Source organism: Oricola thermophila (assembly GCF_013358405.1).
Classification (GTDB): domain Bacteria; phylum Pseudomonadota; class Alphaproteobacteria; order Rhizobiales; family Rhizobiaceae; genus Oricola; species Oricola thermophila.
In genome coordinates, this window is the sequence record NZ_CP054836.1 from 509,361 (window position 1) to 533,996 (window position 24,636).

Sequence of the window (24,636 nt, forward strand, 5' to 3'; positions counted from 1 at the left end):
GTTGGCGAGTCCAACCATCCCGAAATGCATCCGTCAATGCGTCGCCGATCCGGATCAGGCCTGTTGCAGCGCCTTTTCGCGGAACTGGGACGGGCTCATGCCCATGCGCTCGCGGAATGCGCGGTTGAAAGGTGCCAGCGATGAATAGCCGAGATCGAAGGCGAGGCCGGTGATCTGCTCGCGCGCCGATTGCGGGTCGGACAGGCGGCGCCTCGCCTCCTCGATGCGGTGATCGTTGAGGAAGGCGGCGAAGTTGCGGTAGCCGAGCCCCTTGTTGATGAGGCGGCGCAGGCGGTGCTCCGGGATGTCCAGGCGGCCCGCCAGTTCGCCGATGGTGAGGCCGGGATGCAGGAAAATACCCTCCTCCATGAGCTTCTCGAGGCGGGCGAGGTCGTGACGGTCGGCCGCCGAGCTGACGGCCTCGGGCTGCGGCCTTGGGCGTCCCGTCTCCGGAATCAGAGACTTGCGGATCCCGGAAATGCCGAAGCCGAAGGCCGCGGCGACGGCGAACAGCATGGCGGCAATCATGGGCGAGGCCACGGTGCTGCGCAATTCGAGCATCTCGTAGGTCGCGACCACGACGATGGTAAGGCACACCAACGGCACGAGCACGACGACAATGGTCGTGAACTGGCGCCGTGCGGCAACGAGGTCGTCGCCGAAATTGCGGCGGGTGAGGACGAGGACGTGGGCCATAAGGACGATGACGATGGCAACATGGGCCACCCGCGCGGCATGTGCCGCGTCGGGGAAGGGAAGGGCCGCCAGGTGGACCAGATCGATCGTCGCGGGCGGAATGGCCATCCAGGCCTTCCATTCGAAATCGTCATCGAACATCGCCATGATGAACAGCCAGAAGAAGGCCGGTGACAGCATGGCAAACAGCCTGAGCGGCGCGTAGGCCGCGCCGACCGCCTCCTGGATGGCCGGAGCGGATATCATGGCGTAGACGGCCGCGCCGATTGCGAACAAGCCGCCGAGAAACGTGGTCGCACATACCGGCCGGACCGAGAACAGCAGGCCCGCCATCAACAGGCCGATCCCGGTCGTCCCGCCGCGCAGCGCAAATTCCAGCAGAAGAATCAGGGAGGAAGATTCGGACTCCATGCCCTCTAGATAGGTGACCCGCCGGCCTCCGAAAAGATACCGGCGGGCGCCGCTTGCATTTCTCCACCCCTTGCGAGGGAAATCAGAGTCCGAAAGCCGGATTGACGGGGACGGAGGGGAACTTCGGGTCCGGGTTGCCCCTGGTGATACGGCAGACGATGTCCGCGTTCGGATCGTCGGGATTGCAGGCGCGATCAAGGGAGGAAATGGAGCCGGTATTCATGGCGTCCGTTACCACCTGGCGGTCCTGCGGGTATTCATCGGCACTGGCCGGCATTGCGACGGCGGCCAGTCCAAGGAGGGCGGCCGCGGCGATGCGCATGGTGTTCAACTGGCGTTTCATCGTTTCATCCTTTCATTCCGGGCGCGTACGGCACTCGCCGTATCGCGTTGCCGGGGAGATGGGATTCCGCGTGCCGTCGTGCCGCGCTGTTTTCGGAATCGCCAAACGATTTTCGGAATCGATCAGAGGTTTTCGAAATCGAGCAGGCGGGAAACGCGGTTGCGCGGCGCCCGCCGCCAAGAGGTTGCGGTGCTTGGCGAATCAGCGGCCTGGCGCAAGTCCCGCGTTGCCGCAAAGGCCGCGTGCGGGAGCGATTCCGGGGCAAGGTTCCGTCTTGCACGGCGGCGAATGCCTGCTAATTTCCGGGCATGATCCCGATACCCACATCGCGCACCCGGCACAGCGACCTGCTGCTGCTTTGCGCACGCATCGGCTACTCGCCCCACGGGACCTCCTGAGCACCATCTGGCGCCCGAGAGGCGTCACCCGAACGAATTTCCAGGAGGTTTCGATGACTTACAAGAACTACTCGACCGAACAGCTGCGCGCGATCGACAACGCGCACCACCTGCATCCCTTCACCGACCACAAGGACCTGCGCCAGGCCGGAACCCGTGTCATAGCGCGCGCGGACGGGCCCTTCGTCTACGATACCGAGGGCAACGAGATCCTGGACGGCATGGCCGGGCTTTGGTGCGTCAATGCCGGATACGGCCGCGAGGAACTGGTCGAGGCGGCGACCGCGCAAATGCGCGAGCTGCCCTATTACAATGCCTTCTTCCGCTGCACGACGCCGACGCCGACCTTGCTGGCGCAGAAGCTGGCCGAGATCGCGCCGGATCACATCAACCAGGTGTTCTACGGCTCCTCCGGTTCCGAGGCCAATGACACGGCGCTGCGGCTGGTGCGCCACTACTGGGCGCTGGAAGGCAAGCCGGAAAAGAACATCATCATTTCGCGGGATTGGGCCTATCACGGCTCCACTGTCGCCGCGACTTCGCTCGGCGGCATGGCGGCGATGCGCGAGCAGCTATACGGCGCCGTGCCGAACATACGCCACGTCATGTGCCCCTACGCATTCGAACTGGCCAATCCCGGCGAGAGCGACCACGATTTCGGCCTGCGTGCGGCGAAGGCGGTCGAGGACGCGATCCTCGAGGCCGGGCCGGAGAATGTCGCCGCCTTCATCGGCGAGCCGATCCAGGGCGCGGGCGGCGTGAAGATCCCGCCGGAGAGCTACTGGCCGGAAATCCAGCGCATCTGCGACAAGCACGACGTGCTGCTGATGCTCGACGAGGTGATCACGGGTTACGGACGCACCGGCGAATGGTTCGCCGCCCAGTCCATGAACATCAAGCCGGATACGATCACCACTGCCAAGGGGCTGACATCGGGCTACCAGCCGCTGTCGGCGCTGCTCGTCGGAGACCGGATCGCCAGCACGCTGGTGGAAAAGGGAGGCGAGTTCTATCACGGCTACACCTATTCCGGACATCCGGTGGCCTGCGCCGTGGCGCTGAAGAACCTGGAGATCATCGAGCGCGAGGGCCTGATCGGGCGCGTGCGCGACGAGACCGGACCCTATCTGCACGAAGCCCTGCAGGCGGGACTCGGCGACCATCCGATGGTCGGCGAGATCCGGACCTTCGGCCTGCTTGCGGCGATCGAGGTGGTGAAGGACCGGGACACGCGCGAGCGCTTCCAGCCCGAAGGCTCGGCGCCGGTCGTCATCCGCGATCACGCGATCGCCAACGGCCTGATGATGCGTGCCGTCATGGACACGATGATCATGTCGCCACCGCTGATCTGGACGAAGGAAACCATCGACATGGCCGTGGACAGGATCCGAAAGGCCTTCGACACGGCGGAGAAGGAACTGCGCCAGGGGCGCCGCTAGAAGGGGGCGTCAGCCGAACAGCTCGGCAAGGCGCTGCTGTTCCTCCTCGTCGAAGGCGAGCTGCTCGCGATTGTGCTCGACCCGGTTGCGCTTCAGCACGCGCTCGGCGGCCTTGTCGAGATCGTCGCATGTTTCCTTCGCGGGAAGGGCCATCAGCTCCTCGCCGATCTTGCGGGCATATTTTTCGGCGATGGCGACATGGACCGCCTCGTGTTCGCGTGCGTAGGCGGAGAGGAACTTCCAGGCGGTGCGCAGTTCGGGATCGGTGGAGGCGCGGGTTCGCCAGCGCGGCAAGGTCACGTTCGCCTCGATGCGGAATTTCGCATCGCGGAAGCGGCACTTGCCGTCACTCTTGTCATAGGAGATGGCGACCGGAACGAACTTTATGGCTGCGGAGGCGAGGGCGTGGCCCTTCAGCGGACCCTTCTCGGCGATCTCGCGATCGAGATCGGCGCCGGTTGTGCCGTTGATGTTGTAATAGGTCGTGGTGATGCGCGGCGCGGTCGATGCGCAGGCGGCCAGGCCGAGCGCGGCGGCGAAAAGAGCGATATGCGTCCAGTGGCGCTTTTGCATGAGTGTGCGGGCCCGGCGGATTTCCTCACTTCATATTCTCGTAGGCCCATATGACGGCGAGTGCCAGTCCCAATTCCTGCCGGGAGCGGTGCCGGGGCATGGCGAGGGCCGGAACGGGCCGTTTTCCGTGCCGGCGCGGGCGCGCAAGGAACGGACGGATTCCGTATTACCCCTGCGTCAGGCGAAAATCGGCATTGTTAATTGAAAAAACTGCGAAATTTAGGTTTGCTTAATGTCTCACTAACCTCGTGGTAACTCCTCCCGCCTATTGTCCATCGCGAGGCGAGCGAGACAACGCCTCCATCTCCGGAGAAGGTACTGCGTACCGGAGTTCGAATTATCCGTCGCTTTTCATGGCGGGCTCCAGTTTCCGGCACAGCCGGAGAACCGCAAGCAGCGCCCGCGCTGCCTGCGGTTTTGGCGTTTGCGGCGCCGTCAGGCGCAATACGGCTTTCCCAAAGGCGATACATGCGGTAGCGGATGGCTCATGTCGAAGGCCATCATGCTGCAGGGAACCGGCTCGGATGTGGGCAAGACCGTGCTCGTCGCGGGCTTGTGCCGGCTGCTCGCCAACCGCGGCCTGACCGTCAGGCCGTTCAAGCCCCAGAACATGTCGAACAATGCCGCGGTCGCCGACGATGGCGGCGAGATCGGCCGGGCGCAATGGCTGCAGGCGCTTGCCTGCCGCACCGCGCCAACGGTGCACATGAACCCGGTCCTGCTCAAGCCGCAAAGCGAGAGCGGCAGCCAGGTCGTGATGCACGGAAAGGTGCGGGGGCAGGCGGGCGGCCGCGACTACCAGAAAATGAAGCCGGACCTGCTGGCCGGCGTGATGGAGAGCTACCGGAGGCTCAGCGCCGAGGCGGACATCGTGGTGGTCGAGGGCGCGGGATCGCCGGCCGAGATCAACCTGCGCGAGGGCGATATTGCCAATATGGGCTTTGCCACGCGGGCGAAGGTTCCGGTGCTCCTGGTCGGCGACATCGACCGCGGCGGCGTGATCGCCTCCCTGGTCGGCACGCACGCCGTGCTCGACGAGACCGACCGTGCGGCGGTGCATGGCTTCATCATCAACAAGTTTCGCGGCGACGTCAGCCTGTTCGACGACGGGCTGGCGGCGATCACGCGTTTCACCGGCTGGCGGTCATTTGGCGTCCTGCCCTGGCTCGGGGACGCGGCGCGGCTGCCGGCGGAGGATTCGGTCGTGCTCGAACGGCTGGCTGCAGGGCAGGACGGCGGGGTCAGGATCGCCGTACCGATGCCGGACCGGATCGCCAATTTTGACGATCTCGACCCGCTGGCGCAGGAGGAGGGGGTGGAGATCGTGTTCGTGAGGCCCGGAGAACGCCTTCCCGAGGATGCGGTGGCGATCGTCATACCCGGTTCCAAATCGACGATTTCCGATCTCGTCCGGTTCCGCGAGAATGGCTGGGACCGCCAGATCCGCGCTCACGTGGCGCGCGGCGGCCATGTCGTCGGTATCTGCGGCGGCTACCAGATGCTGGGCCGCACCGTGCGCGATCCGCTGGGGATCGAGGGCGGCCCGCGCGAGACCGAGGGGCTCGGCCTGCTCGACACCGAGACCGAAATGGCGCCGGAAAAGCGTTTGGAGAACGTGACCGCGCATTCGCCCGTCTTTGGCGTCGACGTGTCCGGATACGAAATTCACCTTGGCGTCACCCGCGGGCCGGACTGCGCCCGACCGGCGCTTGTCGCCGGCGGTGTGCCCGACGGGGCGGTGGCCGTCGGCGGCCGGGTGTTCGGCACCTATCTGCACGGCCTGTTCGACAGCGGGGCGTTTCGTGCGGCCTGGCTGCAGAGCATCGGCGCAGAGTCGTCCGGGAGCGACCATCGCGCAGCCGTCGATGCTGCGCTGGACGCGATCGCCGAGGACATGCAGCGCCATGTCGATATCGAAGGGTTGCTGGAAGTCGCCGGCAAAGCGGGCTAGGCGATGCCGCGGTTCGTGTCTTCCGTCAGCGTCTCAGCACCCGGCTTCGGATTCCGCGGAACGGTGGGCAGGCCGTTGAACTCGCATGTGTTGCGACCGGCGTCCTTGGCCCGGTAGAGCGCGAAGTCCGCACTCCGGTATACGGACGGATAGGCCGCGCCGCGAGGGTAAAGGGCGCCGCCGAGAGACGCGGTGACGCGGATGACGCGGCCCTCGTAGTGACTCGTGCATTCCTCCAGCGCGGACCGGATGCGCTCGGCAGCCCTGACTGCGCCGCTCGCACCGGCGCCGATCAGCAGCACAGCGAATTCCTCGCCGCCAAGCCGCGCCACGTAGTCGCGCTCGAACACGTTGCCCGCAATGCAGACACTCACCATGCGCAGAACGTGATCGCCGGCGGCGTGACCATAGGTGTCGTTGATCGACTTGAAATGATCGATGTCGATGATGATCAGCGCATCTTCGGGGGAGGCGTCATCGCCGGAATCCCGGGCGCGACCGGCAATGATCTCCTCGAACGCGGCCCGGTTGAGAAGGCCGGTCAGGGAGTCGTGGCGTGCCATGTCCTTCAACTGCTCATTGAAGGATACCATGCGAAGCGACATGCGGAAGAACAGTGCAACGATCGGCGCGGACACCAGTATGGCAATGCCGAAGGCGAATGCCCTGACGGACGGCCCGTATGTCTTCGCCAGATCGGGAAAAAAGACCGCAAAAAGCGGGTCGGTCAGGATGACCGCGATGAAAGCGATCACGAGGCACCAAGCGATCGACCTGCGAATCGCTTCCGCCACGCTACGCACTATGAAGATGCGCTCGAGCATATCTGCCAGTCTGGGGTTTCGACTGAGCATTCTTACGCGCTCAACGCCAGATTGCGTACAGCCGAATGCCGTTCCGAAGAGAATCGTATAGGATGTGGTTAAGGTTCGGTGTTGCCGTCCCTTATCCGCACAGGGTTTTAAAACGCGTTAACGCGATTGACTTCCGTCGCCGGCCAAGCCTATGCCTGAGGCGTCATGGTTCCCGTGCCGCGACAACGGCCGGGACGAAAAGGGAATGTGACGGGCGGACCCAACCAGGGCGCCCAAATCACGGCCGACCCCGCGACTGTAGAATGGCGCGGCACCGCAGCTCCGGACGACACGGAGCGCCACTGGAGACATCCGGGAAGGCAGGTGCCGGACGAACGCCATGAGCCAGGAGACCTGCCATGACAGCGAGCCGATGGGGCGGGGTGCCCCCGAACGGACCGGATCTCGAGCCGGATGCGGCGTCAATCGAGAGACCCGGCATCTGAACGGGGCGACCGCCAAGCGAATGCAGGAGTCGTCCGATGCCAAGCGAAACCAGCCATCCCGCCGCGACGGGCGTGACGCTGATCCTCGGCGGCGCGCGATCCGGCAAGTCGGCATTCGGCGAGGGAATGATCGCCGCCAGCGGGCTGGAACCGGTCTATATTGCCACGGGGCAGGTGCATGACGAGGAAATGCGCGCGCGCATCGACCATCACAGGGCACGGCGCGGACCCGAATGGACGACCGTCGAGGAGCCGGACGACCTTGAAGGTGCGCTGGCGCGCGCGACCGGGCAGGAGCGGGCGGTGCTGGTCGACTGCCTGACGCTCTGGGTTACCAATCTCATGATGGCCGAAGCAGATATAGCGGCACGAAGCGCGAGGCTGTGCGCGGCGCTGAAAGACGCGAAGGGACCCGTGGTGCTGATCTCCAACGAGGTCGGACTCGGCATCGTGCCCGACAACAGGATGGCGCGCGAATTCCGCGATCATGCCGGACGCCTGCACCAGGATGTCGCCGGCGTTGCAGACACGGTCTATTTCGTTGCGGCAGGATTGCCGCTGAAGATGAAGGGATAACACATGCAGTCCAAGATTCCCGCCACCGTCATCACCGGCTTTCTCGGCGCCGGCAAGACGACGATGATCCGCAACCTGCTGGAGAACGCGCAGGGGCGCAGGATCGCGCTCATCATCAACGAGTTCGGCGATCTCGGCGTCGATGGCGAGGTACTGAAGGGATGCGGAATCGAGAGCTGCGGCGAGGAGGACATCGTCGAGCTCAACAATGGCTGCATATGCTGCACGGTGGCAGACGATTTCATTCCGACGATGGAACGGTTGCTGGAGCGCGAGGAGCGGCCGGATCACATCGTGATCGAGACGTCGGGGCTGGCACTGCCGCAACCGCTGGTGGCGGCCTTCAACTGGCCGGGCATCAAGACGGCCGTGACGGTGGACGGCGTTGTCACCGTGGTCGACGCGGCGGCTGTGGCGGAAGGCCGCTTCGCCGACGATCACGACCGGCTGGAGGCGCAGCGCGCCGCCGACGAGGCGCTGGACCACGAAAGCCCACTGGAGGAACTGTTCGAGGACCAGATCCGCGCCGCGGACATGGTGGTGCTGAACAAGGCGGACCTGATCGACGCGGCGCGACTGGAGGCGGTGCGCAACAATGTCGCCGGGCAGACCGACCGGCCGCTGAAGATCGTCCACTCCACCCACGGGCGGTTGCCGGCGGACGTGCTGCTCGGGCTGGATTCGGCGACCGAGGACCAGATCGCGCTGCGCAAGTCGCACCACGAGATGGAGCATGAGAACGGTGAGGACCACGATCACCACCACGACGAGTTCGAGAGCTTCGTCGCGGAGACGGGCGCGATTGCGGACACCGACGGTTTCGTCGCCGGGCTCAAGGACATCATCGCGCGGCACGACGTGCTGCGACTGAAGGGTTTCTGCGACGTGCCCGGCAAGCCGATGCGACTGGTGGTGCAGGCCGTCGGCCAGCGCATCGAGACCTATTTCGACCGGCCGTGGCGGTCGGACGAGACGCGCACGACCCGGCTGGTAGTGATCGGCATGCACGACATCGATCAAGCTGCCATCCGCGAGGCGATCGCGGCGGCGTCCCGCTGAGCCGATGGCGGAACCGGTGTCAGAAAATCGCGTGGGCGACGTACATGATTATGGCGGCGACGATCCAGTAGCCGGCCTCGATTGCAATCACGGCGCCGGGCTTCTTCGTGAACATGCCGCCGGAGGCGGCGAGCACGCAGAACGCGGCGAAGGCGAGGACAAGGACCAGAAGGCCGCCGCCGGACAGGGCCACGCCGACGAACCAGGCCAGAAGCAGGAGGCCGACGAACTGGGCCGCCATCGCGCCGAATGGCATGGATTGGGCGGTGCCGAGCTCGATACCGTGGCCCGAGGCCCACGTCCTGCCGAACAGCATCGGCGAGTACCAGAGCCAGCCGGCAAGAAACGCGACAACCGCACCTGCGATGACTGCGAGCCAGCTGACGCCCATCGAGATTTCTTCCATTTTCCCTCTCTATTCAACCCCTTGGTTGAATCAACGCTTAGTCCGGGTATCGTGCGCCAGCAACTCACAAACACGTTACCTGACAGCGGGAGATGAACTGATGCACCTGCTGCTGGCACAGAAGGGGACGGTATCGGACGGTGACGGCGAGGCGATCGATCTCGGCCAGACGCCCGGCGACATCTGCTTCCTTTCGGCTGCGGACACGGAACTGGCAAGCCTTGCCGGTGCGTATCGGGGCGAGGGGCCGTCGCTGCGGCTGGTCAACCTGCTTCAACTGAAACATCCCATGTCCGTCGACACATGGGTGGAGCGAACGGGCCGGCACGCAAAGCTCATTGTCATCCGGATTCTCGGCGGGGCCGGATACTGGCCCTACGGGCTGGAGGCGATCCACGCCGCCGCGGCGGAGCACGGCATCCGGCTTGCCGTTCTGCCGGGCGACGACAAGCCCGATCCGGGCCTTGCCGCCTTCTGCACACTGCCGACCGAGACCTGTGACAGGCTGTGGCGTTTCCTGGTCGAAGGCGGAGCGGAGAATGCGCGCGGCTTTCTCGACGCCTGCGGCGACGTGCTGGCTGGACGCGAGATCGAGGGCGCGGCGGCGCCGCTGCTGAAGGCGGGGGTGTTCGGCACCCCGACAGAGGGCGCGGCCGGTACCGCGGCAATCGTGTTCTACCGGGCGCTGCTGCAATCCGGACAGATGGCGCCGGTGGAGGCGCTGGCCAGGGCGCTCTCCAAGCGCGGTCTCGGCGTGCTGCCGGTTTTCGTGTCCAGCCTGAAGGACCCGGTTTCCGCGGCAACGGTGGAGGCGCTGTTCGACAAGCACCAGCCGGACGTGGCGATCAACCTCACCGGCTTCGCGGTGTCCGCGCCCGGCGCGAACCGCACGCCCACCGTGCTGGAGAAGGGCGGAGCGGTCGTGCTGCAGGCGGTCCTTGCCGGTTCGCCGCGGGAGGCCTGGGATGCTTCCCCGCAGGGCCTCAACGCGCGCGACCTCGCCATGAACGTGGCACTGCCGGAAGTCGACGGCCGGGTGCTGTCGCGGGCAATCTCGTTCAAGAGCGCGAACGCGTGGGACGAGGCGACCGAGTGCAACGTCGTGGCGCACGAGCCGGTGGGCGACCGGACGGAATTCGTGGCCGAGCTGGCGGCGCGATGGGTGCGGCTGAGGCGCAAGCCGGTCGCGGACAGACGGGTCGCCATCGTCCTCGCCAACTACCCGAACCGGGACGGCCGGCTGGCCAACGGGGTTGGGCTGGACACGCCCGCCGGCACCGTCGAGGTGCTGCGCGCGATGGCAAGGGAGGGATTCCCGGTCGGCGAGATTCCTGCCGATGGCGACGCATTGATCGAGCACATGAAGAAGGGACCGACCAATGCGGCTTCGGATGCGCGCGAAATCCGCGAAGCCATTTCCCTGAATCAATACAGGGACTTCCTCGCGACGCTTCCGAAAGCGATTCAGGAGCAGGTCGCGGAACGCTGGGGGGCGCCGGAGAACGATCCGTTCTTTCGCGACGGCGTGTTCGCGCTGCCGCTGTCGCGATTCGGCGATACGCTGGTCGGCATCCAGCCGGCGCGCGGCTACAACATCGATCCGAAGGAAAGCTACCACTCGCCGGACCTGGTGCCGCCGCATGGCTACATCGCCTTCTACGCTTACATGCGAACGGTGGCGGAGGTGGATGCGGTCGTCCACATGGGCAAGCACGGCAACCTGGAATGGCTGCCCGGCAAGGCGCTGGCGCTGTCGGAGACCTGCTGGCCGGAGGCGGTGTTCGGCCCGTTGCCGCATGTCTATCCGTTCATCGTCAACGATCCGGGCGAGGGTACGCAGGCCAAGCGCCGCACCAGCGCCGTCATCATCGATCACCTGACGCCGCCACTGACACGAGCGGAAAGCTACGGGCCGCTGAAGGATCTCGAGGCGCTGGTCGATGAGTATTACGAGGCGTCGGGCGGCGATCCGCGCCGGCTCAAGGTGCTCAAGAGGAGGATTCTCGACCTCGTGCGCGACATCGGACTCGACCATGACGCGGGGATCGCGGAGGACGACGAAACCGATGCCGCGCTGGAAAAGCTGGATGCCTATCTGTGCGACCTGAAGGAAATGCAGATCCGAGACGGGCTGCATATTTTTGGGCTCGCGCCGGAGGGGCGGCTGCTGACCGATCTCGTCACCGCGCTGGCGCGGGTGCCGCGCGGCCTCGGCGATGGCGCGGACAACAGCCTGCAACGGGCGATTGCCGACGATCTCTCGCTGGGTTTCGACCCGCTCGATTGTGCCATGGGCGAGACGTGGAACGGGCCGAGGCCGGAGATGCTCCGGGCGGTTTCCGCCGACCCGTGGCGGACGGCTGGCGACACGGTGGAGCGGATCGAGCTGCTGGCGGCTCAACTCGTCGGCGGCGAGGCGGAATGCCCGTCGGAGTGGGCGCGCACGCGGACGGTTCTGGACGGGATCGACGCGGTATTGCGCCCGTCGGTGGAAGCCTGTGGCGAAGCGGAAATCGACGGGCTGATGGCGGCGCTGGGCGGACGGTTCGTCGAGCCGGGGCCGTCGGGCGCGCCGACGCGCGGACGCCCGGACGTGCTGCCGACGGGGCGCAACTTCTACTCCGTCGACAGCCGCGCCGTGCCGACCGAGACGGCTTGGGAACTGGGACGCAAATCGGCCGAACTGCTGGTCACGCGCCATGTGCAGGATCATGGCGAATGGCCCGTCTCGTTCGGGCTGACGGCATGGGGTACGTCGAACATGCGCACCGGCGGCGACGACATCGCCCAGGCGATGGCGCTGATCGGCGCGAAACCGGTCTGGGACGGCATCTCGCGCCGGGTGACCGGTTTCGAGATCATGCCGGTCGCCAAGCTGGGAAGGCCGCGTGTCGACGTGACGCTCAGGATCTCCGGCTTCTTCCGCGATGCTTTCCCCGAGCAGATCGCCCTGTTCGACCGGGCGGTGCGGGCGGTCGGCGCGCTGGAGGAAGACGAGACGGACAACCCGATCGCGGCGCGAATTCGCGCCGAGGCGGCTCGGTTGGTCGAACAGGGCGAGGACCCCGAGACAGCGGCGCGGCGGGCCGGCTACCGCGTTTTCGGTTCCAAGCCCGGTTCCTACGGGGCGGGGCTGCAGGCGCTGATCGACGAGAAGGGCTGGGCCGACAGGGCGGACCTGGCGGAGGCCTATCTCGTGTGGGGCGGCTATGCCTATGGCGCGCAGGCGGAGGGCAGCGCCGAGCGCGGGCTGTTCGAGGAACGGCTGAAAGGCATTCAGGCAGTGGTTCAGAACCAGGACAACCGCGAGCACGACCTGCTGGATTCCGACGACTACTACCAGTTCGAGGGCGGGATGACGGCTGCGGTCGAGACGCTGAAGGGCGAAATGCCGGTGGTCTATCACAATGACCATTCGCGGCCCGAACGCCCGGTGATCCGCACGCTGGAGGAGGAGATCGGCCGGGTGGTGCGGGCGCGGGTGGTCAACCCGAAATGGATCGCCGGGGTGATGCGGCACGGCTACAAGGGCGCCTTCGAGATGGCGGCGACCGTGGACTACATGTTCGCCTTTGCCGCAACGACGGGAGCGGTGCGCGATCACCATTTCGAGGCGGTTTACCAGGCCTTTCTCGTGGACGAGACGGTGCGTGGCTTCATCGCCGAGAAAAACCCGGACGCGCTGCGCGAAATGGCCGACCGCCTGCGCGAGGCGATCGAGCGGGGACTGTGGACGCCGAAGAGCAATTCGGCGATGTTCGAGTTGAACGAGATGGCGGGAGCCGAACATGGGTGATGTCACAATCGAGGCCGGGACGGGCACGGCGCTGAACGAAACGCTGGAAGCTCTCCTGAATTCCCATGCGGAAGATGCCGGGCTCCCGTTTGTCGTCGACAATTTCTACTGGAAGGCGACGGAAAGCAGCGGAGACGTCATCGGCGGCCTTTCGGCCAAGACGATGCTCGGCTGGCTCTATGTCGAGCTTCTGGCGCTCGCCCCGAATGCGCGTGGCAGTGGTGTCGGCGCAAAGCTGTTGGAAAGGGCAGAAGCCCATGCGCGGGACCTGGGGCTGGCGGGCGTCTATCTCGATACCTACGAGTTCCAGGCGCCGGGATTTTATGCCAAGTGCGGTTACACGGAAATCGGCCGGTTGCCTGCGGCGGATGGTGCGCCGCAGCGCATCTGGTATGCCAAACCACTGGCCTGAAGGAGACGGGCGATGAACGACGAGACGAAGCCGGCAATCGACAGCGAGCGCCATGCCGCCAAGATGGCCAAGAAGAAGGCCGCGCGCGACAAGATCATGGCCACCAAGACCGACGAGAAGGGCCTGATCATTGTCCATACCGGCAAGGGCAAGGGCAAGTCGACCGCGGCCTTCGGGATGATCTTCCGGCATATCGCGCATGGCCGGAAATGCGCCGTGGTGCAGTTCATCAAGGGCGGCATGGAGACCGGGGAGCGCAACCTGATCAAGGAGCGCTTCGCCGACATCTGCTCCTTCTACACGATGGGCGAGGGGTTCACCTGGGAAACGCAAAACCGCGAACGCGATATCGCGATGGCGCAGGCGGCATGGGAAAAGGCCAAGGAACTGATCCGCGACGAGACCAACACCATGGTCCTGCTCGACGAGATCAACATCGCGATCCGCTACGACTATCTGGATGTCAACGAGGTGGTCGAGTTCCTGAAAACCGAAAAGCCTTACATGACGCACGTGGTGCTGACAGGCCGCAACGCGGCGGAGGAACTGATCGAGGTGGCCGACCTCGTGACCGAAATGGAACTGGTCAAGCATCCCTTCCGCTCCGGTATCAAGGCGCAGATCGGCGTCGAATACTGAGACTGCAGGCCAGGTCCCGTTTCGTCCGGCCGCGGTCGCGCGCGGCTGCCTTGTTTGCCGGTAGCAAACGCGTTTTTCCGGTTGCAATCGAGCGACCGGGATTCCAGTCTCGCCCTGCCTGATCAACTGCCGCAGGGAAGGAAAGGCGAAGGTGTCAGACCGGAAAGATGTACTCGTCCTTGGCGCGGGCATGGCGGGGGTCGCAACAGCGATTCATCTGCTCAAGCGCGGCTGCGCCGTCACGCTGGTCGACCGGCGCGGGCCGGGCGAGGAAACCAGTTTCGGCAATGCCGGAATAATCCAGCGCGAAGGCATTCATCCCTACCTGTTTCCGCGCGACCTGCGGTCGGTCGTGGAGGTGGCGCTGAAGTTGCGCACCGATGCCGACTACCAGATATCGTCGCTTCCGGCGGTGGCGCCGTTCCTGTGGCGCTATTTCCTGGCATCGAACCGGGAAACCGCACGGCGGACGCTTGCCGCGAACATACCGATATTCGCGCACTGCCTGGAGGCACACCAGGCGTTGATGGAGGAGGCCGGTTCGTCCGACCTCGTGGCAAAGCGCGGCTGGATCCGGCTTTTCCGCAACGGGGACCCGATTCCCGAGGCGGAGGCGGAAGCCCGCGAACTGCGCGACCTGGGACTCGACGCGGGCATGGTTTCCATGGAGGAACTTGCCTCTCTCGAGCCGGACCTGGATACCACTCGCCTGGAAGGTGCGTTGCACTACCGCGATCCGTGGACCTGCCGCGACCCGGGCGCCCTGGTCAAGTCCTACGCGGCATTGTTCGAGAAGCTGGGCGGGACATTCATCCGCGCCGAGATCACCGGCATCACGAGGCGCGCGGGCAAGTGGGTGGTGACGACCAACGGACCCGAACTTTCCACGGAACTCGTCGCGGTCACGCTCGGGCCCTGGTCGAAACGGTTGCTGGACGAGGCGGGTCTCAAGCTGCCTATGGGCGTCAAGCGCGGCTATCATCAGCATTTCGCACCGTCCGGGAATGCCCGGCTCACGCGGCCCGTGCTCGACACTGAATACGGTTTCGTCCTGGCGCCGATGGAGCGCGGCATCAGGCTGACAAGCGGCGCGGAATTCGCGCGCCAGGATGCGCCGAAGACGCCGAACCAGTTGCGCCGCATCCTGCCGAAGGCGCGCGAACTCTTCCCGCTAGGCGACAGCGTCGACGAGGAACCCTGGCTCGGCGCGCGGCCGGTCTTCCCGGACATGCTGCCGGTCATAGGCGAGGCGCCGGGCATGCCCGGCCTGTGGCTGCATTTCGGCCATGCCCATCATGGTTTCACGCTGGGTCCGGCGACGGGCCAACTGACGGCGCAGCTGATGACGGGCGAGACGCCATATTGCGATCCGGCACCCTATAGCGCGCTGCGTTTCATGCGAGGTCAGGGCGGCAGGTGAGGCCGTTTCCCGGCGCAGAGGCGCCACGGCATGAATGCGCGAAATTGCGGGGGAAATCTTAACCGGACGGTGACCGTGGTCGCGTACCGTCGATTCCAGCGAACCTCATTCGCCGGGACCCTAGCGGACATGAACTTTGTATCTCGAATGAAGAGATCCGGTCTCGAAACGGCGAGCGAGGCCACGCTGGTGTTCGGCGAGTTCCCGCGACTGGACCCCGAGGTTCTGATAACCGGTCTCGCTCCCTTCCTGAATGGCACACCGGTCATTCCGCTCAACGATGAAGCGGCCGACGGAACGGGCTGTATCAAGCTGCAAACACGCGGATGCATCGTCACCGTCACTGCAGGCAGGCGCATCAGGAAAGTATCGGCCTGTTTCGAGGCGCTCGACTGGCCGATGCTGCACAGGACATTTCCCGATGCCGAGAGCGTCCTGCGCGCCCATGACGCGCAGGTGGTCTTGCGCGTCGAGACCGAATACGACGCAGTGGCCAAGGGACTTGGCATGCGATCCGCGAATACAAGCTACGGTCGAAATCTCCTGGCCGGCCAGGCAACCGCCGCCATATGCAGCATCGCCATGCCGGCTGCGATCCACTGGAAGGGCTGCGAGATGCTGTACAGGCCCGACATGTTCCTGAGGGCCATGGAGGCGGAACCTGTCGCCTTGTTCGTGCGCGTGACGCCATTTTCCTCCAACCGGCAAATTGAGGGCGTGCGTGCCATCGGAGCGTCGACGCGCGGTGCGTTCGATCTGCTCGGAAAGGAAGTCGTGCTCGAGGAAGCGCCTGTTCCGGTCGACTGGGTCATGCGCACCCTGCACGGTTTCATTGCCCACTGTCAGAACAATGGTGGCTATCCGGCGCACCAGGCGACCTATGCGACGCCGGATGGCGACGCGATCGTCGTCAGGCATCTCACGTCCACACCGGATATCCCGGAAGACCATATCTCGCTGGAGGTACGCCGGGCGGTCGAACCGGGCTACGAGGCCGCTTCTTCGCGCGGTTTCGATGTCCAGCCCAAGGTGGCCAGGCCGGCGTGGGACGGAAAGGAACGTCGCACAAGGCCGGCCACCGCCAAACCGTTCGGCCGGCGCGGGCTGCGCTAGAATCCGATCCAGACTCGCAGCGGGTGGGCGGGATCGCTCGCCAGTTTCGCGGCGAGCGCCAGACAGACGATCACCAGCAACGGCCTAATCACCCGGGCGCCGCCTTTCATGGCGACGCGGGAACCGAGATTCGCGCCGGCGAATTGCGCCGCGCCCATGAGCAGGCCGGCTTTCCAGTAGACCGCTCCCGCGACGGCAAACAGGACGAGGCCTCCGACATTGGAGGCGAGGTTCAGGAGTTTCGTGTGCGCCGTCGCCTTCAGCAATCCGAAGCCGGCGAGCGCGACAAAGGCGAGCATGAAGAAGGAGCCTGTCCCGGGTCCGAACAGGCCGTCATAGTAGCCGATCAATGGCGGTATCGTCATGGAGAACAGGGCCGGGCGCATTCGCTCGGCGCGGTCGATATCGTCGAGGCCGGGGCGCAACAGGAAATAGGCCGCAATGGCGACAAGCAACAGAGGCAGCACCGCGCCGAAGATTTCGCCCGGCAGGATTGTTGCGGTCAGCGCGCCAAGGATCGAGCCGGCGAAGGCGAGAACGGCCGGGAGAATCTGCTGAGCGAGCCGGACATGACCGTTGCGGGCGTAGCTCCATGTGGCCGACGCCGCGCCGAACATGCCCTGAAGCTTGTTGGTGCCGAGCGCGGTAACGGGCGGCGCCCCGGCGAGCAGCAGCGCCGGGATGGTGATCAGGCCGCCGCCGCCGGCAATCGAATCGACAAAGCCGGCCGCGAATGCGGCGATGACCAGAAGGGCGACGATGTCGGGGGCGAGTTCGAACATTATGCGTATCCTCGGCCGCTAGATCACAGGGACGCGATTTGCGCAAGCGCCGACTCGCTATAGTGTCGGGAGAAACGGAGACGAATTCGATGGTCTTTGCCTGGCTGGATGCCCTGAAATCGCGGCTGGAGAATGAGCGGATGGCCCGGATCGTCGCCGACGATCCGGCCATGACTGCCGAACTGCTGCTGTTGTTCCGTGTCATTCTCGCCGATGGTGCGGTGGAACAGAGCGAACTCGACACGTTCAAGCGGATATGTCGCGACGGGTTCGGCCTCGATCCGGATGCCATGGAAGGTGTCTACCGGTACCTGCAGGACTTCGCCTACGAGACCTCGGCCGAACAGGCCGCGGCGGTGTTCAAGAACTTTCCGCAGGAGCGCCGGCAGGCCTTGCTGGATCACATGATCGCCATCGTGCAGGCGGACAAGGAAATCGACATTCGCGAGGAGCGCTTCCTGACGCGCGTTGCCGACATGCTCGGATTCGACATAAAGCAGGTCTCGAAGTCCGGGTGAGGCCGCGGCGGATACGACCGTCGCATTTTCTCTCCGCAACGTCGCGCTGTGAATTGACCGGGCGCAGCCGGATGCCTAGTGTGCCAGCCGTTATCGGCAGTGCCCCGAACAGTCCGGGGCCGGAAAGGTGTCAATTGCAGCCGACCCAACCAGGGGGCGTCGCAATCGAACTGCCGCAAGGTCCGGACGCCCGCCCGCGGGCGCGCGGCGCATTGGCGATAACCACAATGCGGACCTTGAGGACGAAGACCATGAAAACTGCCATCCGGGTGCCGGCTTTCGGTGCATTCCTGCTGATTTCGTCTCCAGCCCATGCCCATTTCGGCCATGTCGGCGAGGTGGCGGGCCATAGCCATTGGATCGGCCTGGCTGCTGCCGGTGCGGCGACAGCGATCGCGATCGCGGTCTCCGCGCTCGGAAGGAAGAAGGACGCGCAAGCCGAGGATGTCGAGACCGATTCCGAGGACAGCGCGGGCGACGAAACGCCTGCAGAGGCGTAGGACATGGCTATCGGATCAACCGGCGGGACGCGCTACGGAATCATGGTGTGCGGCCACGGCAGCCGCAACCAGAACGCAGTCGGGGAGTTCTCGAAGCTCGCCACCAGGCTGCGCGAGCGCTTTCCGCAATGGCCGGTGGAGTACGGCTATCTCGAATTCGCCAATCCCGTCCTGCACAAGGGGCTGGACGCGTTGAAGGCAAAGGGCGTGGACCGCATCCTCGCCGTGCCGGGCATGCTTTTTGCGGCCGGGCATGCAAAGAACGACATCCCGTCGGTGCTGAACAGCTACCAGGCGAAAAATCCCGACGTCAGAATCGATTACGGGCGAGAGCTCGGAATCGACCTTAAGATGATCCGTGCCGCCGGCGAGCGGGTGCGCGAGGCGCTTGCCGCCTGCGAGACCGACGTGCCGATGGAAGAGACCATGCTGGTCGTGGTCGGGCGCGGCGCATCGGACCCGGACGCCAATTCCAATGTCGCCAAGGTCATGCGCATGCTGTGGGAAGGCATGGGTTTCGGCTGGGGCGAGACGGCCTATTCTGGCGTGACGTTCCCGCTGGTCAAGCCGGCGCTGGAGCATGCCGCCAAGCTCGGCTACCGGCGCATCGTGGTGTTTCCCTATTTCCTGTTCACCGGCGTGCTGGTCAAACGCATCTATGCGCAGACCGACGAGGTGGCGGAGGCGCATCCGGATATCGAGTTCGTCAAGGCGCCCTATCTCAACGACCATGACTTGGTGATCGAGGCATTCGTCGACCGCGTGGGGGAGATCCTCGAAGGCGCGAACAACATGAACTGCCAGATGTGCAAGTATCGCGAGCAGGTGCTCGGCTTCGAAGCGGAGGTCGGGCAGGCGCAGGAAAGCCATCACCACCATGTCGAGGGCGTCGGCGGCGCTCCGGAAAACTGCCCCTGCAACGGCGATTGCGACGGGCGGTGCCGTGACGAGGACTTCTGCAGGGAGCATGGCATCGAATGGACGCCGGTGCATTCGCACGCGCACGACCACGAACATCATCACGGTCATGACCATGACCATGACCATGACCACGGTCATCATCACCACCACCATCCCTATCCGCATGCCGATCACCCGCTCGGGCCGAAGAGCATGGAGAAGGGCAAGGGCTGAGCGATGCTGGACTATGTCCGCGAGCCGGAGGCCATCTACGCCCGGTCGTTCGAGCTGATCGGCGAAATGCCGGAACTGCAAGCCTTGCCGCAGGCTGTCCGGCCGGTGGCGACGCGGATCGTGCATGCCTGCGGGATTCCGGAAATACTCGGCGATCTCCGGTTCTCGGACGACATCGCGGCGGCGGTGCCGGCGGCGCTGGAGGCGGGTGCGGATATTTACTGTGACGTGGATACGCTTCGCCACGGCGTGATGAAGCGGCTGTTGCCGGCCGGTTGCGCGTTGCACTGCGCGATCGGGAACACGGAAACGGCGGTACATGCAAAGGCCAACCGGATGACGCGGGCGGCGGCGCAGATCGACCTGTGGGGCGAGCGGCTGGACGGCCAGATCGTCGCCATCGGCAACGCGCCGACGGCGCTGTTCCGCCTGCTGGAGTATGTCGACGCGGGCGGGGCGAAACCGGCGGCGGTCATCGCGCTTCCCGTCGGTTTCGTGGGAGCGGCGGAATCCAAGGCCGAGCTGGCGGGCAATCCGCGCGGCATTCCCTTCATCACGCTTCTCGGGCGATGGGGCGGGGTCGGCATGACGCAGGCCGCCGTCAACGGGCTGGCCGGAGGGCTGAACACGTGACCGAACCCTGGCTGCATATCATCGGCATCGGCGAGGACGGCATGGCCGGGCTTTCGGCGGAAGCGCGCCGGCTGGTCGAGGAGGCCGAGGTGATCGTCGGCGGCGACCGGCATCACAACCTGGCGCCGAACGTGACGGCGGAGCGCATTGCCTGGCCGTCTCCGTTCGACGCCATGATCGGCGAGATCAGGCGCCAAAAGGGCAGGCGGGTGGTCGTGCTGGTTACGGGCGATCCGCTCTGGTACTCGGTCGGTGCGAAGATACTCAAGGGCATACCGCGCGAGGAAATCGTCTTTCACCCGCAATTGTCGGCCTTCCAGTTCGCATCCTGCCGGATGGGCTGGTCGCTCGCCGATGTCGAGACGCTGACGGTGCACGGACGCGCGGCGGAGCAGATCGTGCCCTGGTTCGCGCCCGGCGTGCGGATGCTGCTGCTGACGAAGGATGCGACTTCGCCGGCCACCGTGGCGAAACTGCTTGTCGACCGCGGCTACGGACCGTCGAAGCTGACCGTGCTGGCGGCGCTGGGCGGGCCGCAGGAGGCCCGGTTCGAGGGCGTGGCGGAAAGCTGGGACCAGGCGGTGCCGGACTTCCACGTGCTGGCGGTCGAATGCGTCGCCGGCCCGAACGCGCAGCTGCTGCCGCGCACGGGGCTGCCGGACGATGCCTTTGTCCATGACGGCAAGATCACCAAGCGCACGGCACGCGCGCTGGCGCTGGCCAAGCTGGTGCCGGTGCGCGACGGCGTGTTGTGGGACATCGGCTGCGGCTGCGGCTCGGTCGCCATCGAGTGGATGCGGGCCGGGCGCGAGGCGCTGGCCATCGGTATCGAGCCGCAGGAAAAGCGCCGCGCGCTGGCGGAAGAAAACGCGCTCAGGCTCGGTACGCCCAAACTGAAGCTGGTGGACGGGACCGCGCCGGAGGCGCTAGGCGGTTTGCCGGAGCCGGATGCGGTGTTCATCGGCGGCGGGATTTCGCGAGTCACCATAGGGGCTTGCATCGATGCGCTGAAGCCGCACGGCAGGCTGGTCGCGCATGCCGTGACGCTGGAGAGCGAGGCGGTTTTGCTGGACATGTATGCCGAGCACGGCGGCGAGTTGCAGCGCATTTCCGTGGAGACGGCAGAACCGGTCGGTCCTTTCAAGGGGTGGAAGCCGTCGATGCCGGTGACCCAATGGGCATGGGTGAAGAAATCGTGACGGGAAAGCTCCACGGGCTGGGCGTCGGGCCGGGCGACCCGGAACTCCTGACGCTCAAGGCACATCGCATCCTGACATCGGCGCCGGTGATCGCCTATCCCGCGCCGGACAGCGGGGGAAGCTTCGCGCGGGCGATCGTCTCCGGATTCCTCAGGCCGGAGCAGACGGAGATCCCGATCATCGTGCCGATGCGGACGGAGCGTTTTCCGGCTGCAGAGGTGTACGACAAGGCAGCGGCCGAGATCGCGGCTCATCTTGATGCCGGTCGCGACGTTGCCGTGCTGTGCGAGGGCGACCCCTTCTTCTACGGATCCTTCATGTACCTGTTCGAGCGGCTGGGCCGGCGGTATCCGACCGAAATCGTGCCGGGCGTTTCCTCGATCATGGCCTCGGCGGCGGCGCTGGGCCGGCCGCTGGCGGCGCGCAACGACGTGCTGACCGTTATCCCCGGCCCACTGCCGGACGGGGAAATGGAAGTGCTGATCGGAGGGGCCGGCGCGGTGGCGATCATGAAGGTCGGCCGGCATTTCGCTCGCATTAGGGCGCTGATCGAGCGGCTCGGCCTGCTGGATGCAGCGGGCTATTGCGAGCGGGTCAGCCTCGCGGAGGAGCGCGTGGTGCCGCTTGCAGCGGTACCCGGCGATACCGCGCCCTATTTTTCCACGATCCTGATCTACAAGGGCGCGGAGGCGTGGATCCACGCGCTTCCCGCCGGAAAGACCGACAATGCCTCCTGAACGCCTGTCCCCGGCAATCGTGATACTGAGCGACGCGGCGATGCCTGTTGCCGAGACGATCCGCAACACCACCGGTGGCGTGATCCATGGCGCGCGCAAGCGCGTGACGGCGCACAAGGACGTGGTGCTGTTCGACGATGCGAAAGCGCATCTGCAAGCGCTGTTTCTGGACCGCGTTCCAATCGTCGCCGTGATGGCGTCCGGCGCGGTGATCCGCATCCTGGCGCCGCTGCTGGCTGCCAAGGCCGACGAGCCGCCGGTTATCGCCGTCGCCGAGGACGGTCATTCGGTGGTACCGCTGCTCGGCGGGCATCACGGTGCAAACGGACTCGCGCAGGATATCGCCTTCGCGCTCGGTGGAATGGCGGCCGTGACGACAGCCGGCGATCTGCGTTTCGGCGTTGCGCTTGATGCGCCCCCGGAGGGCTACGTGCTGGCGAACCCCGCCAATGCGAAAGCCGTCATGGCGGAACTGCTTGCGGGTGCGCGGGCCGTCCTCGACGGCGAGGCCGCGTGGATCACGGGGAGCGGGTTGCCGCTGGCCGGCAATGGCAGTGTTGCGCTCTCGGTGACGGATGAGCGGCGCGAGCCGCACGAGATGGAGCTTGTCTATCATCCCCGGCGCCTGGCGGTCGGCATCGGCTGCGAACGGGGCTGCGATCCGGAGGAAGCCGTGGCGCTTGCGCGCAAGGCGCTGGCGGATGCCGGACTGGCGGAAGATGCGGTCGGCGTCGTCTGTTCGCTCGACCTGAAGGCGGACGAGGCGGCGGTGCACGATGTCGCGGAGCGACTGGGCGTGCCGGCGCGCTTCTTCGATGCCGCCACGCTGGAGGCCGAGACGCCGAGGCTGAAAAATCCTTCCGACACGGTGTTTGCCGAGGTCGGTTGCCACGGCGTTGCCGAAGGCGCGGCATTGGCTGCGGCGGGGCCTGACGGCGAACTGATCGTCGCAAAAAGGAAGAGTTCACGGGCGACGTGCGCCATTGCGCGGGCGCCACAGCCCTTCACGGCGGCAAAGCTGCCTGGGCGTGCCAGGGGAACTCTCCACGTGGTCGGCATCGGGCCCGGATCGGAAGGCTGGCGCTCCCCGGAGGTCAGCCGCATGGTGACGGCATCGACCGATCTTGTCGGCTACTCGCTCTATCTCGATCTGCTCGGGCCGCTGGCTGCCGGCAAGCAGCGGCACGATTTCGACCTCGGCAGGGAAGAGGACCGGGTGCGCCATGCCATGGAACTGGCGGGGCAGGGGCGCGAGGTGGCACTCGTGTGCTCGGGCGATGCCGGCATCTATGCCATGGCGACCCTGGTGTTCGAGCTGCTTGACAAGGGCGGCGTGTCCGACGCAGCGCGGCGCATCGACATAAGGGTCTCGCCGGGCATCTCGGCACTGCAGGCCGCCGCCGCACGCGCCGGGGCGCCGCTGGGGCACGATTTCTGCACGATTTCGCTGTCCGACCTGCTGACGCCCTGGGAGGACATACAGCGGCGCGTCAGGGCGGCGGGCGAGGGCGATTTCGTCGTGGCTTTCTACAACCCGGTATCGAAGAAGCGCCGTACGCAGCTTGCCTGGGCACGCGACGAGTTGCTGAAACATAGGCCGGCCCAAACGCCGGTGATCCTTGCCACCAATCTCGGGCGCGAGGGCGAGCATCTGCGGATCGTGCCGCTGGGGGAACTCGATGTTGATGACGTGGACATGCTGACGGTCGTGGTCGTCGGCTCCTCCGACAGCCGGACTGTCGAAACCGGCGACGGCAAGAGATGGGTCTACACGCCGCGCGGCTATTCCGGGAAGACCGGCACGAAAATGGGAGACGGGCAATGACGGTCCATTTCATTGGAGCCGGGCCGGGCGCCCCGGACCTCATCACCGTGCGCGGATTGCGGCTGATCGAGCGCTGCCCCGTCTGTCTTTACGCCGGTTCGCTGGTGCCGGAGGAAATCGTCAAGGCCGCACCGGCCGATGCGAAGGTGATGGATACCGCGCCGATGCACCTCGACCAGATCGTCGAAGAGATGAAGAAGGCGCACGAAGCCGGGCAGGACGTGGCGCGGGTGCATTCGGGCGATCCATCGATCTATGGCGCGGTGGCCGAGCAGATGCGGCGGCTCGACGCGCTGGGTATCGATTACGACGTGGTGCCGGGCGTGCCGGCCTTCGCGGGTGCCGCGGCTCGGTTGAAAACCGAACTGACCCTGCCGGAGATCGCGCAGACGATCATCGTCACGCGGACCGGCATGAAGGCATCTTCTATGCCCGAGGGCGAGCAATTGGAGGTGCTGGGACAATCCGGCGCGACGCTGGCGATCCACCTCTCGATACGCAATCTCGATTACGTTCGCCGCGCCCTGGAGCCGTATTACGGCGCCGATTGCCCGGTGGTGATCGCCTATCGCGCGACATGGCCGGACGAGCTCTATATCCGCACGACGCTGGCAGAGATGCGCGAAAAGGTGCGCGAGGCGAAGATCACCCGGACAGCGCTGATCTTCGTCGGCAGGGTATTCGGCGAGGTCGATTTCGGCGAGTCCGACCTCTACAACGCCGAGTTTTCCCACGTGCTGCGCAACCGGGGAAAGAAGAAGGCCGGTTAGGGCGGA

23 protein-coding genes and 1 riboswitch are annotated in these 24,636 nt (G+C 65.6%); of the genes, 17 read left to right on the top strand and 6 right to left on the bottom strand.

From position 1 onward, the window contains the following. Window positions 1–54 precede the first annotated feature (54 nt). Window positions 55–1,107, bottom strand: coding sequence for an AraC family transcriptional regulator (locus HTY61_RS02335; protein WP_175275281.1), 1,053 nt, complete (start codon window positions 1,105–1,107; stop codon window positions 55–57). An 82-nt stretch (window positions 1,108–1,189) separates the two neighbouring features. Continuing rightward, the gene (locus tag HTY61_RS02340; RefSeq protein WP_175275282.1) at window positions 1,190–1,450 is read right to left on the bottom strand and encodes a hypothetical protein; all 261 of its coding nucleotides are present in this window, start codon (window positions 1,448–1,450) and stop codon (window positions 1,190–1,192) included. A 451-nt stretch (window positions 1,451–1,901) separates the two neighbouring features. Here HTY61_RS02340 and HTY61_RS02345 point away from each other — a divergent pair, with 451 nt between their 5' ends. Continuing rightward, a complete protein-coding gene (locus tag HTY61_RS02345; RefSeq protein ID WP_175275283.1) occupies window positions 1,902–3,287 on the top strand; it encodes an aspartate aminotransferase family protein in 1,386 nt (461 codons plus the stop codon). Window positions 3,288–3,296: 9 nt separating this feature from the next. On the opposite strand, the gene HTY61_RS02350 is transcribed toward HTY61_RS02345, so the two are convergent. Then, entirely contained in the window at window positions 3,297–3,860 is a 564-nt protein-coding gene (locus tag HTY61_RS02350; RefSeq protein ID WP_175275284.1) for a DUF922 domain-containing protein, read from the bottom strand. A gap of 487 nt (window positions 3,861–4,347) precedes the next feature. Here HTY61_RS02350 and HTY61_RS02355 point away from each other — a divergent pair, with 487 nt between their 5' ends. Then, entirely contained in the window at window positions 4,348–5,811 is a 1,464-nt protein-coding gene (locus tag HTY61_RS02355; RefSeq protein WP_175275285.1) for a cobyric acid synthase, read from the top strand. Here HTY61_RS02355 and HTY61_RS02360 read toward each other — a convergent pair. Further along, window positions 5,808–6,665: a GGDEF domain-containing protein gene (locus HTY61_RS02360; protein ID WP_175275286.1), complete on the bottom strand. Its 858-nt coding sequence runs from the start codon at window positions 6,663–6,665 to the stop codon at window positions 5,808–5,810. The genes HTY61_RS02355 and HTY61_RS02360 overlap by 4 nt on opposite strands. A gap of 149 nt (window positions 6,666–6,814) precedes the next feature. Next, window positions 6,815–7,041: riboswitch (cobalamin riboswitch) on the top strand. 106 nt (window positions 7,042–7,147) lie between these two features. Here HTY61_RS02360 and cobU point away from each other — a divergent pair. Next, complete coding sequence (cobU, locus tag HTY61_RS02365; protein WP_175275287.1) at window positions 7,148–7,687, top strand: bifunctional adenosylcobinamide kinase/adenosylcobinamide-phosphate guanylyltransferase; 540 nt, start codon at window positions 7,148–7,150, stop codon at window positions 7,685–7,687. Between the two features lie 3 nt (window positions 7,688–7,690). Beyond that, window positions 7,691–8,746: a cobalamin biosynthesis protein CobW gene (gene cobW, locus HTY61_RS02370; RefSeq protein ID WP_175275288.1), complete on the top strand. Its 1,056-nt coding sequence runs from the start codon at window positions 7,691–7,693 to the stop codon at window positions 8,744–8,746. Between the two features lie 19 nt (window positions 8,747–8,765). On the opposite strand, the gene HTY61_RS02375 is transcribed toward cobW, so the two are convergent. Further along, window positions 8,766–9,152, bottom strand: a complete 387-nt coding sequence (locus HTY61_RS02375; RefSeq protein ID WP_175275289.1) for a DUF1761 domain-containing protein — start codon at window positions 9,150–9,152, stop codon at window positions 8,766–8,768. Window positions 9,153–9,252: 100 nt separating this feature from the next. On the opposite strand from HTY61_RS02375, the gene cobN reads away from it, so the two are divergent. The 5 genes from cobN to HTY61_RS02400 all read left to right on the top strand — a co-directional run bounded on the left by cobN (window position 9,253) and on the right by HTY61_RS02400 (window position 16,532). Continuing rightward, window positions 9,253–12,948 carry a cobaltochelatase subunit CobN gene (gene cobN / locus HTY61_RS02380; protein WP_175275290.1) on the top strand — a complete coding sequence of 1,232 codons (3,696 nt, stop codon included), beginning with the start codon at window positions 9,253–9,255 and terminating at the stop codon, window positions 12,946–12,948. Next, entirely contained in the window at window positions 12,941–13,360 is a 420-nt protein-coding gene (locus HTY61_RS02385) for a GNAT family N-acetyltransferase (RefSeq protein ID WP_175275291.1), read from the top strand. The genes cobN and HTY61_RS02385 overlap by 8 nt, the downstream gene beginning before the upstream one ends. Before the next feature lie 12 nt (window positions 13,361–13,372). Then, window positions 13,373–13,999, top strand: coding sequence for a cob(I)yrinic acid a,c-diamide adenosyltransferase (gene cobO, locus HTY61_RS02390; protein ID WP_175275292.1), 627 nt, complete (start codon window positions 13,373–13,375; stop codon window positions 13,997–13,999). 151 nt (window positions 14,000–14,150) lie between these two features. After that, window positions 14,151–15,419 (top strand): NAD(P)/FAD-dependent oxidoreductase, encoded by a 1,269-nt coding sequence (locus HTY61_RS02395; RefSeq protein ID WP_246272898.1) that lies wholly within the window; start codon window positions 14,151–14,153, stop codon window positions 15,417–15,419. A 147-nt stretch (window positions 15,420–15,566) separates the two neighbouring features. Next, window positions 15,567–16,532: a hypothetical protein gene (locus tag HTY61_RS02400; RefSeq protein WP_210268621.1), complete on the top strand. Its 966-nt coding sequence runs from the start codon at window positions 15,567–15,569 to the stop codon at window positions 16,530–16,532. Here HTY61_RS02400 and HTY61_RS02405 read toward each other — a convergent pair. Next, window positions 16,529–17,314, bottom strand: a complete 786-nt coding sequence (locus tag HTY61_RS02405) for a TSUP family transporter (protein WP_175275294.1) — start codon at window positions 17,312–17,314, stop codon at window positions 16,529–16,531. The genes HTY61_RS02400 and HTY61_RS02405 overlap by 4 nt on opposite strands. Before the next feature lie 89 nt (window positions 17,315–17,403). Between HTY61_RS02405 and HTY61_RS02410 the strand changes: the two genes are divergently transcribed. From HTY61_RS02410 to cobM, 8 genes are all read left to right on the top strand, one after another. Beyond that, window positions 17,404–17,832 carry a tellurite resistance TerB family protein gene (locus tag HTY61_RS02410; protein WP_175275295.1) on the top strand — a complete coding sequence of 143 codons (429 nt, stop codon included), beginning with the start codon at window positions 17,404–17,406 and terminating at the stop codon, window positions 17,830–17,832. A 251-nt stretch (window positions 17,833–18,083) separates the two neighbouring features. Continuing rightward, the gene (locus tag HTY61_RS02415; RefSeq protein WP_175275296.1) at window positions 18,084–18,332 is read left to right on the top strand and encodes a DUF6732 family protein; all 249 of its coding nucleotides are present in this window, start codon (window positions 18,084–18,086) and stop codon (window positions 18,330–18,332) included. Between the two features lie 3 nt (window positions 18,333–18,335). Then, window positions 18,336–19,466: a sirohydrochlorin chelatase gene (locus HTY61_RS02420; RefSeq protein ID WP_175275297.1), complete on the top strand. Its 1,131-nt coding sequence runs from the start codon at window positions 18,336–18,338 to the stop codon at window positions 19,464–19,466. Between the two features lie 3 nt (window positions 19,467–19,469). Further along, window positions 19,470–20,099 carry a precorrin-8X methylmutase gene (locus HTY61_RS02425; protein WP_175275298.1) on the top strand — a complete coding sequence of 210 codons (630 nt, stop codon included), beginning with the start codon at window positions 19,470–19,472 and terminating at the stop codon, window positions 20,097–20,099. Continuing rightward, the gene (cbiE, locus tag HTY61_RS02430) at window positions 20,096–21,298 is read left to right on the top strand and encodes a precorrin-6y C5,15-methyltransferase (decarboxylating) subunit CbiE (protein ID WP_175275299.1); all 1,203 of its coding nucleotides are present in this window, start codon (window positions 20,096–20,098) and stop codon (window positions 21,296–21,298) included. Before HTY61_RS02425 ends, cbiE begins: the two co-directional genes overlap by 4 nt. After that, window positions 21,280–22,035, top strand: a complete 756-nt coding sequence (cobI, locus tag HTY61_RS02435; protein ID WP_197945354.1) for a precorrin-2 C(20)-methyltransferase — start codon at window positions 21,280–21,282, stop codon at window positions 22,033–22,035. Before cbiE ends, cobI begins: the two co-directional genes overlap by 19 nt. Then, complete coding sequence (cobJ, locus tag HTY61_RS02440; RefSeq protein WP_175275300.1) at window positions 22,025–23,860, top strand: precorrin-3B C(17)-methyltransferase; 1,836 nt, start codon at window positions 22,025–22,027, stop codon at window positions 23,858–23,860. The genes cobI and cobJ overlap by 11 nt, the downstream gene beginning before the upstream one ends. Further along, the gene (cobM, locus tag HTY61_RS02445) at window positions 23,857–24,630 is read left to right on the top strand and encodes a precorrin-4 C(11)-methyltransferase (RefSeq protein WP_175275301.1); all 774 of its coding nucleotides are present in this window, start codon (window positions 23,857–23,859) and stop codon (window positions 24,628–24,630) included. Before cobJ ends, cobM begins: the two co-directional genes overlap by 4 nt. The last annotated feature ends 6 nt before the right edge of the window (window positions 24,631–24,636 follow it).

Bases quoted from the DNA above. Each gene is read 5' to 3' on its own strand.
- cobM (WP_175275301.1), top strand. From the start codon at position 23,857: ATGACGGTCCATTTCATTGGAGCCGGGCCGGGCGCCCCGGACCTCATC.
- HTY61_RS02410 (WP_175275295.1), top strand. From the start codon at position 17,404: ATGGTCTTTGCCTGGCTGGATGCCCTGAAATCGCGGCTGGAGAATGAG.
- HTY61_RS02345 (WP_175275283.1), top strand. From the start codon at position 1,902: ATGACTTACAAGAACTACTCGACCGAACAGCTGCGCGCGATCGACAAC.
- cobI (WP_197945354.1), top strand. From the start codon at position 21,280: ATGGGTGAAGAAATCGTGACGGGAAAGCTCCACGGGCTGGGCGTCGGG.
- HTY61_RS02350 (WP_175275284.1), bottom strand. From the start codon at position 3,860: ATGCAAAAGCGCCACTGGACGCATATCGCTCTTTTCGCCGCCGCGCTC.
- HTY61_RS02375 (WP_175275289.1), bottom strand. From the start codon at position 9,152: ATGGAAGAAATCTCGATGGGCGTCAGCTGGCTCGCAGTCATCGCAGGT.
- HTY61_RS02405 (WP_175275294.1), bottom strand. From the start codon at position 17,314: ATGTTCGAACTCGCCCCCGACATCGTCGCCCTTCTGGTCATCGCCGCA.
- HTY61_RS02340 (WP_175275282.1), bottom strand. From the start codon at position 1,450: ATGAAACGCCAGTTGAACACCATGCGCATCGCCGCGGCCGCCCTCCTT.
- HTY61_RS02355 (WP_175275285.1), top strand. From the start codon at position 4,348: ATGTCGAAGGCCATCATGCTGCAGGGAACCGGCTCGGATGTGGGCAAG.
- HTY61_RS02420 (WP_175275297.1), top strand. From the start codon at position 18,336: ATGGCTATCGGATCAACCGGCGGGACGCGCTACGGAATCATGGTGTGC.
- HTY61_RS02425 (WP_175275298.1), top strand. From the start codon at position 19,470: ATGCTGGACTATGTCCGCGAGCCGGAGGCCATCTACGCCCGGTCGTTC.
- HTY61_RS02415 (WP_175275296.1), top strand. From the start codon at position 18,084: ATGAAAACTGCCATCCGGGTGCCGGCTTTCGGTGCATTCCTGCTGATT.
- HTY61_RS02400 (WP_210268621.1), top strand. From the start codon at position 15,567: ATGAAGAGATCCGGTCTCGAAACGGCGAGCGAGGCCACGCTGGTGTTC.
- HTY61_RS02385 (WP_175275291.1), top strand. From the start codon at position 12,941: ATGGGTGATGTCACAATCGAGGCCGGGACGGGCACGGCGCTGAACGAA.
- cobW (WP_175275288.1), top strand. From the start codon at position 7,691: ATGCAGTCCAAGATTCCCGCCACCGTCATCACCGGCTTTCTCGGCGCC.
- cobN (WP_175275290.1), top strand. From the start codon at position 9,253: ATGCACCTGCTGCTGGCACAGAAGGGGACGGTATCGGACGGTGACGGC.
- HTY61_RS02360 (WP_175275286.1), bottom strand. From the start codon at position 6,665: ATGCTCAGTCGAAACCCCAGACTGGCAGATATGCTCGAGCGCATCTTC.
- cobJ (WP_175275300.1), top strand. From the start codon at position 22,025: ATGCCTCCTGAACGCCTGTCCCCGGCAATCGTGATACTGAGCGACGCG.
- cobU (WP_175275287.1), top strand. From the start codon at position 7,148: ATGCCAAGCGAAACCAGCCATCCCGCCGCGACGGGCGTGACGCTGATC.
- cobO (WP_175275292.1), top strand. From the start codon at position 13,373: ATGAACGACGAGACGAAGCCGGCAATCGACAGCGAGCGCCATGCCGCC.
- HTY61_RS02335 (WP_175275281.1), bottom strand. From the start codon at position 1,107: ATGGAGTCCGAATCTTCCTCCCTGATTCTTCTGCTGGAATTTGCGCTG.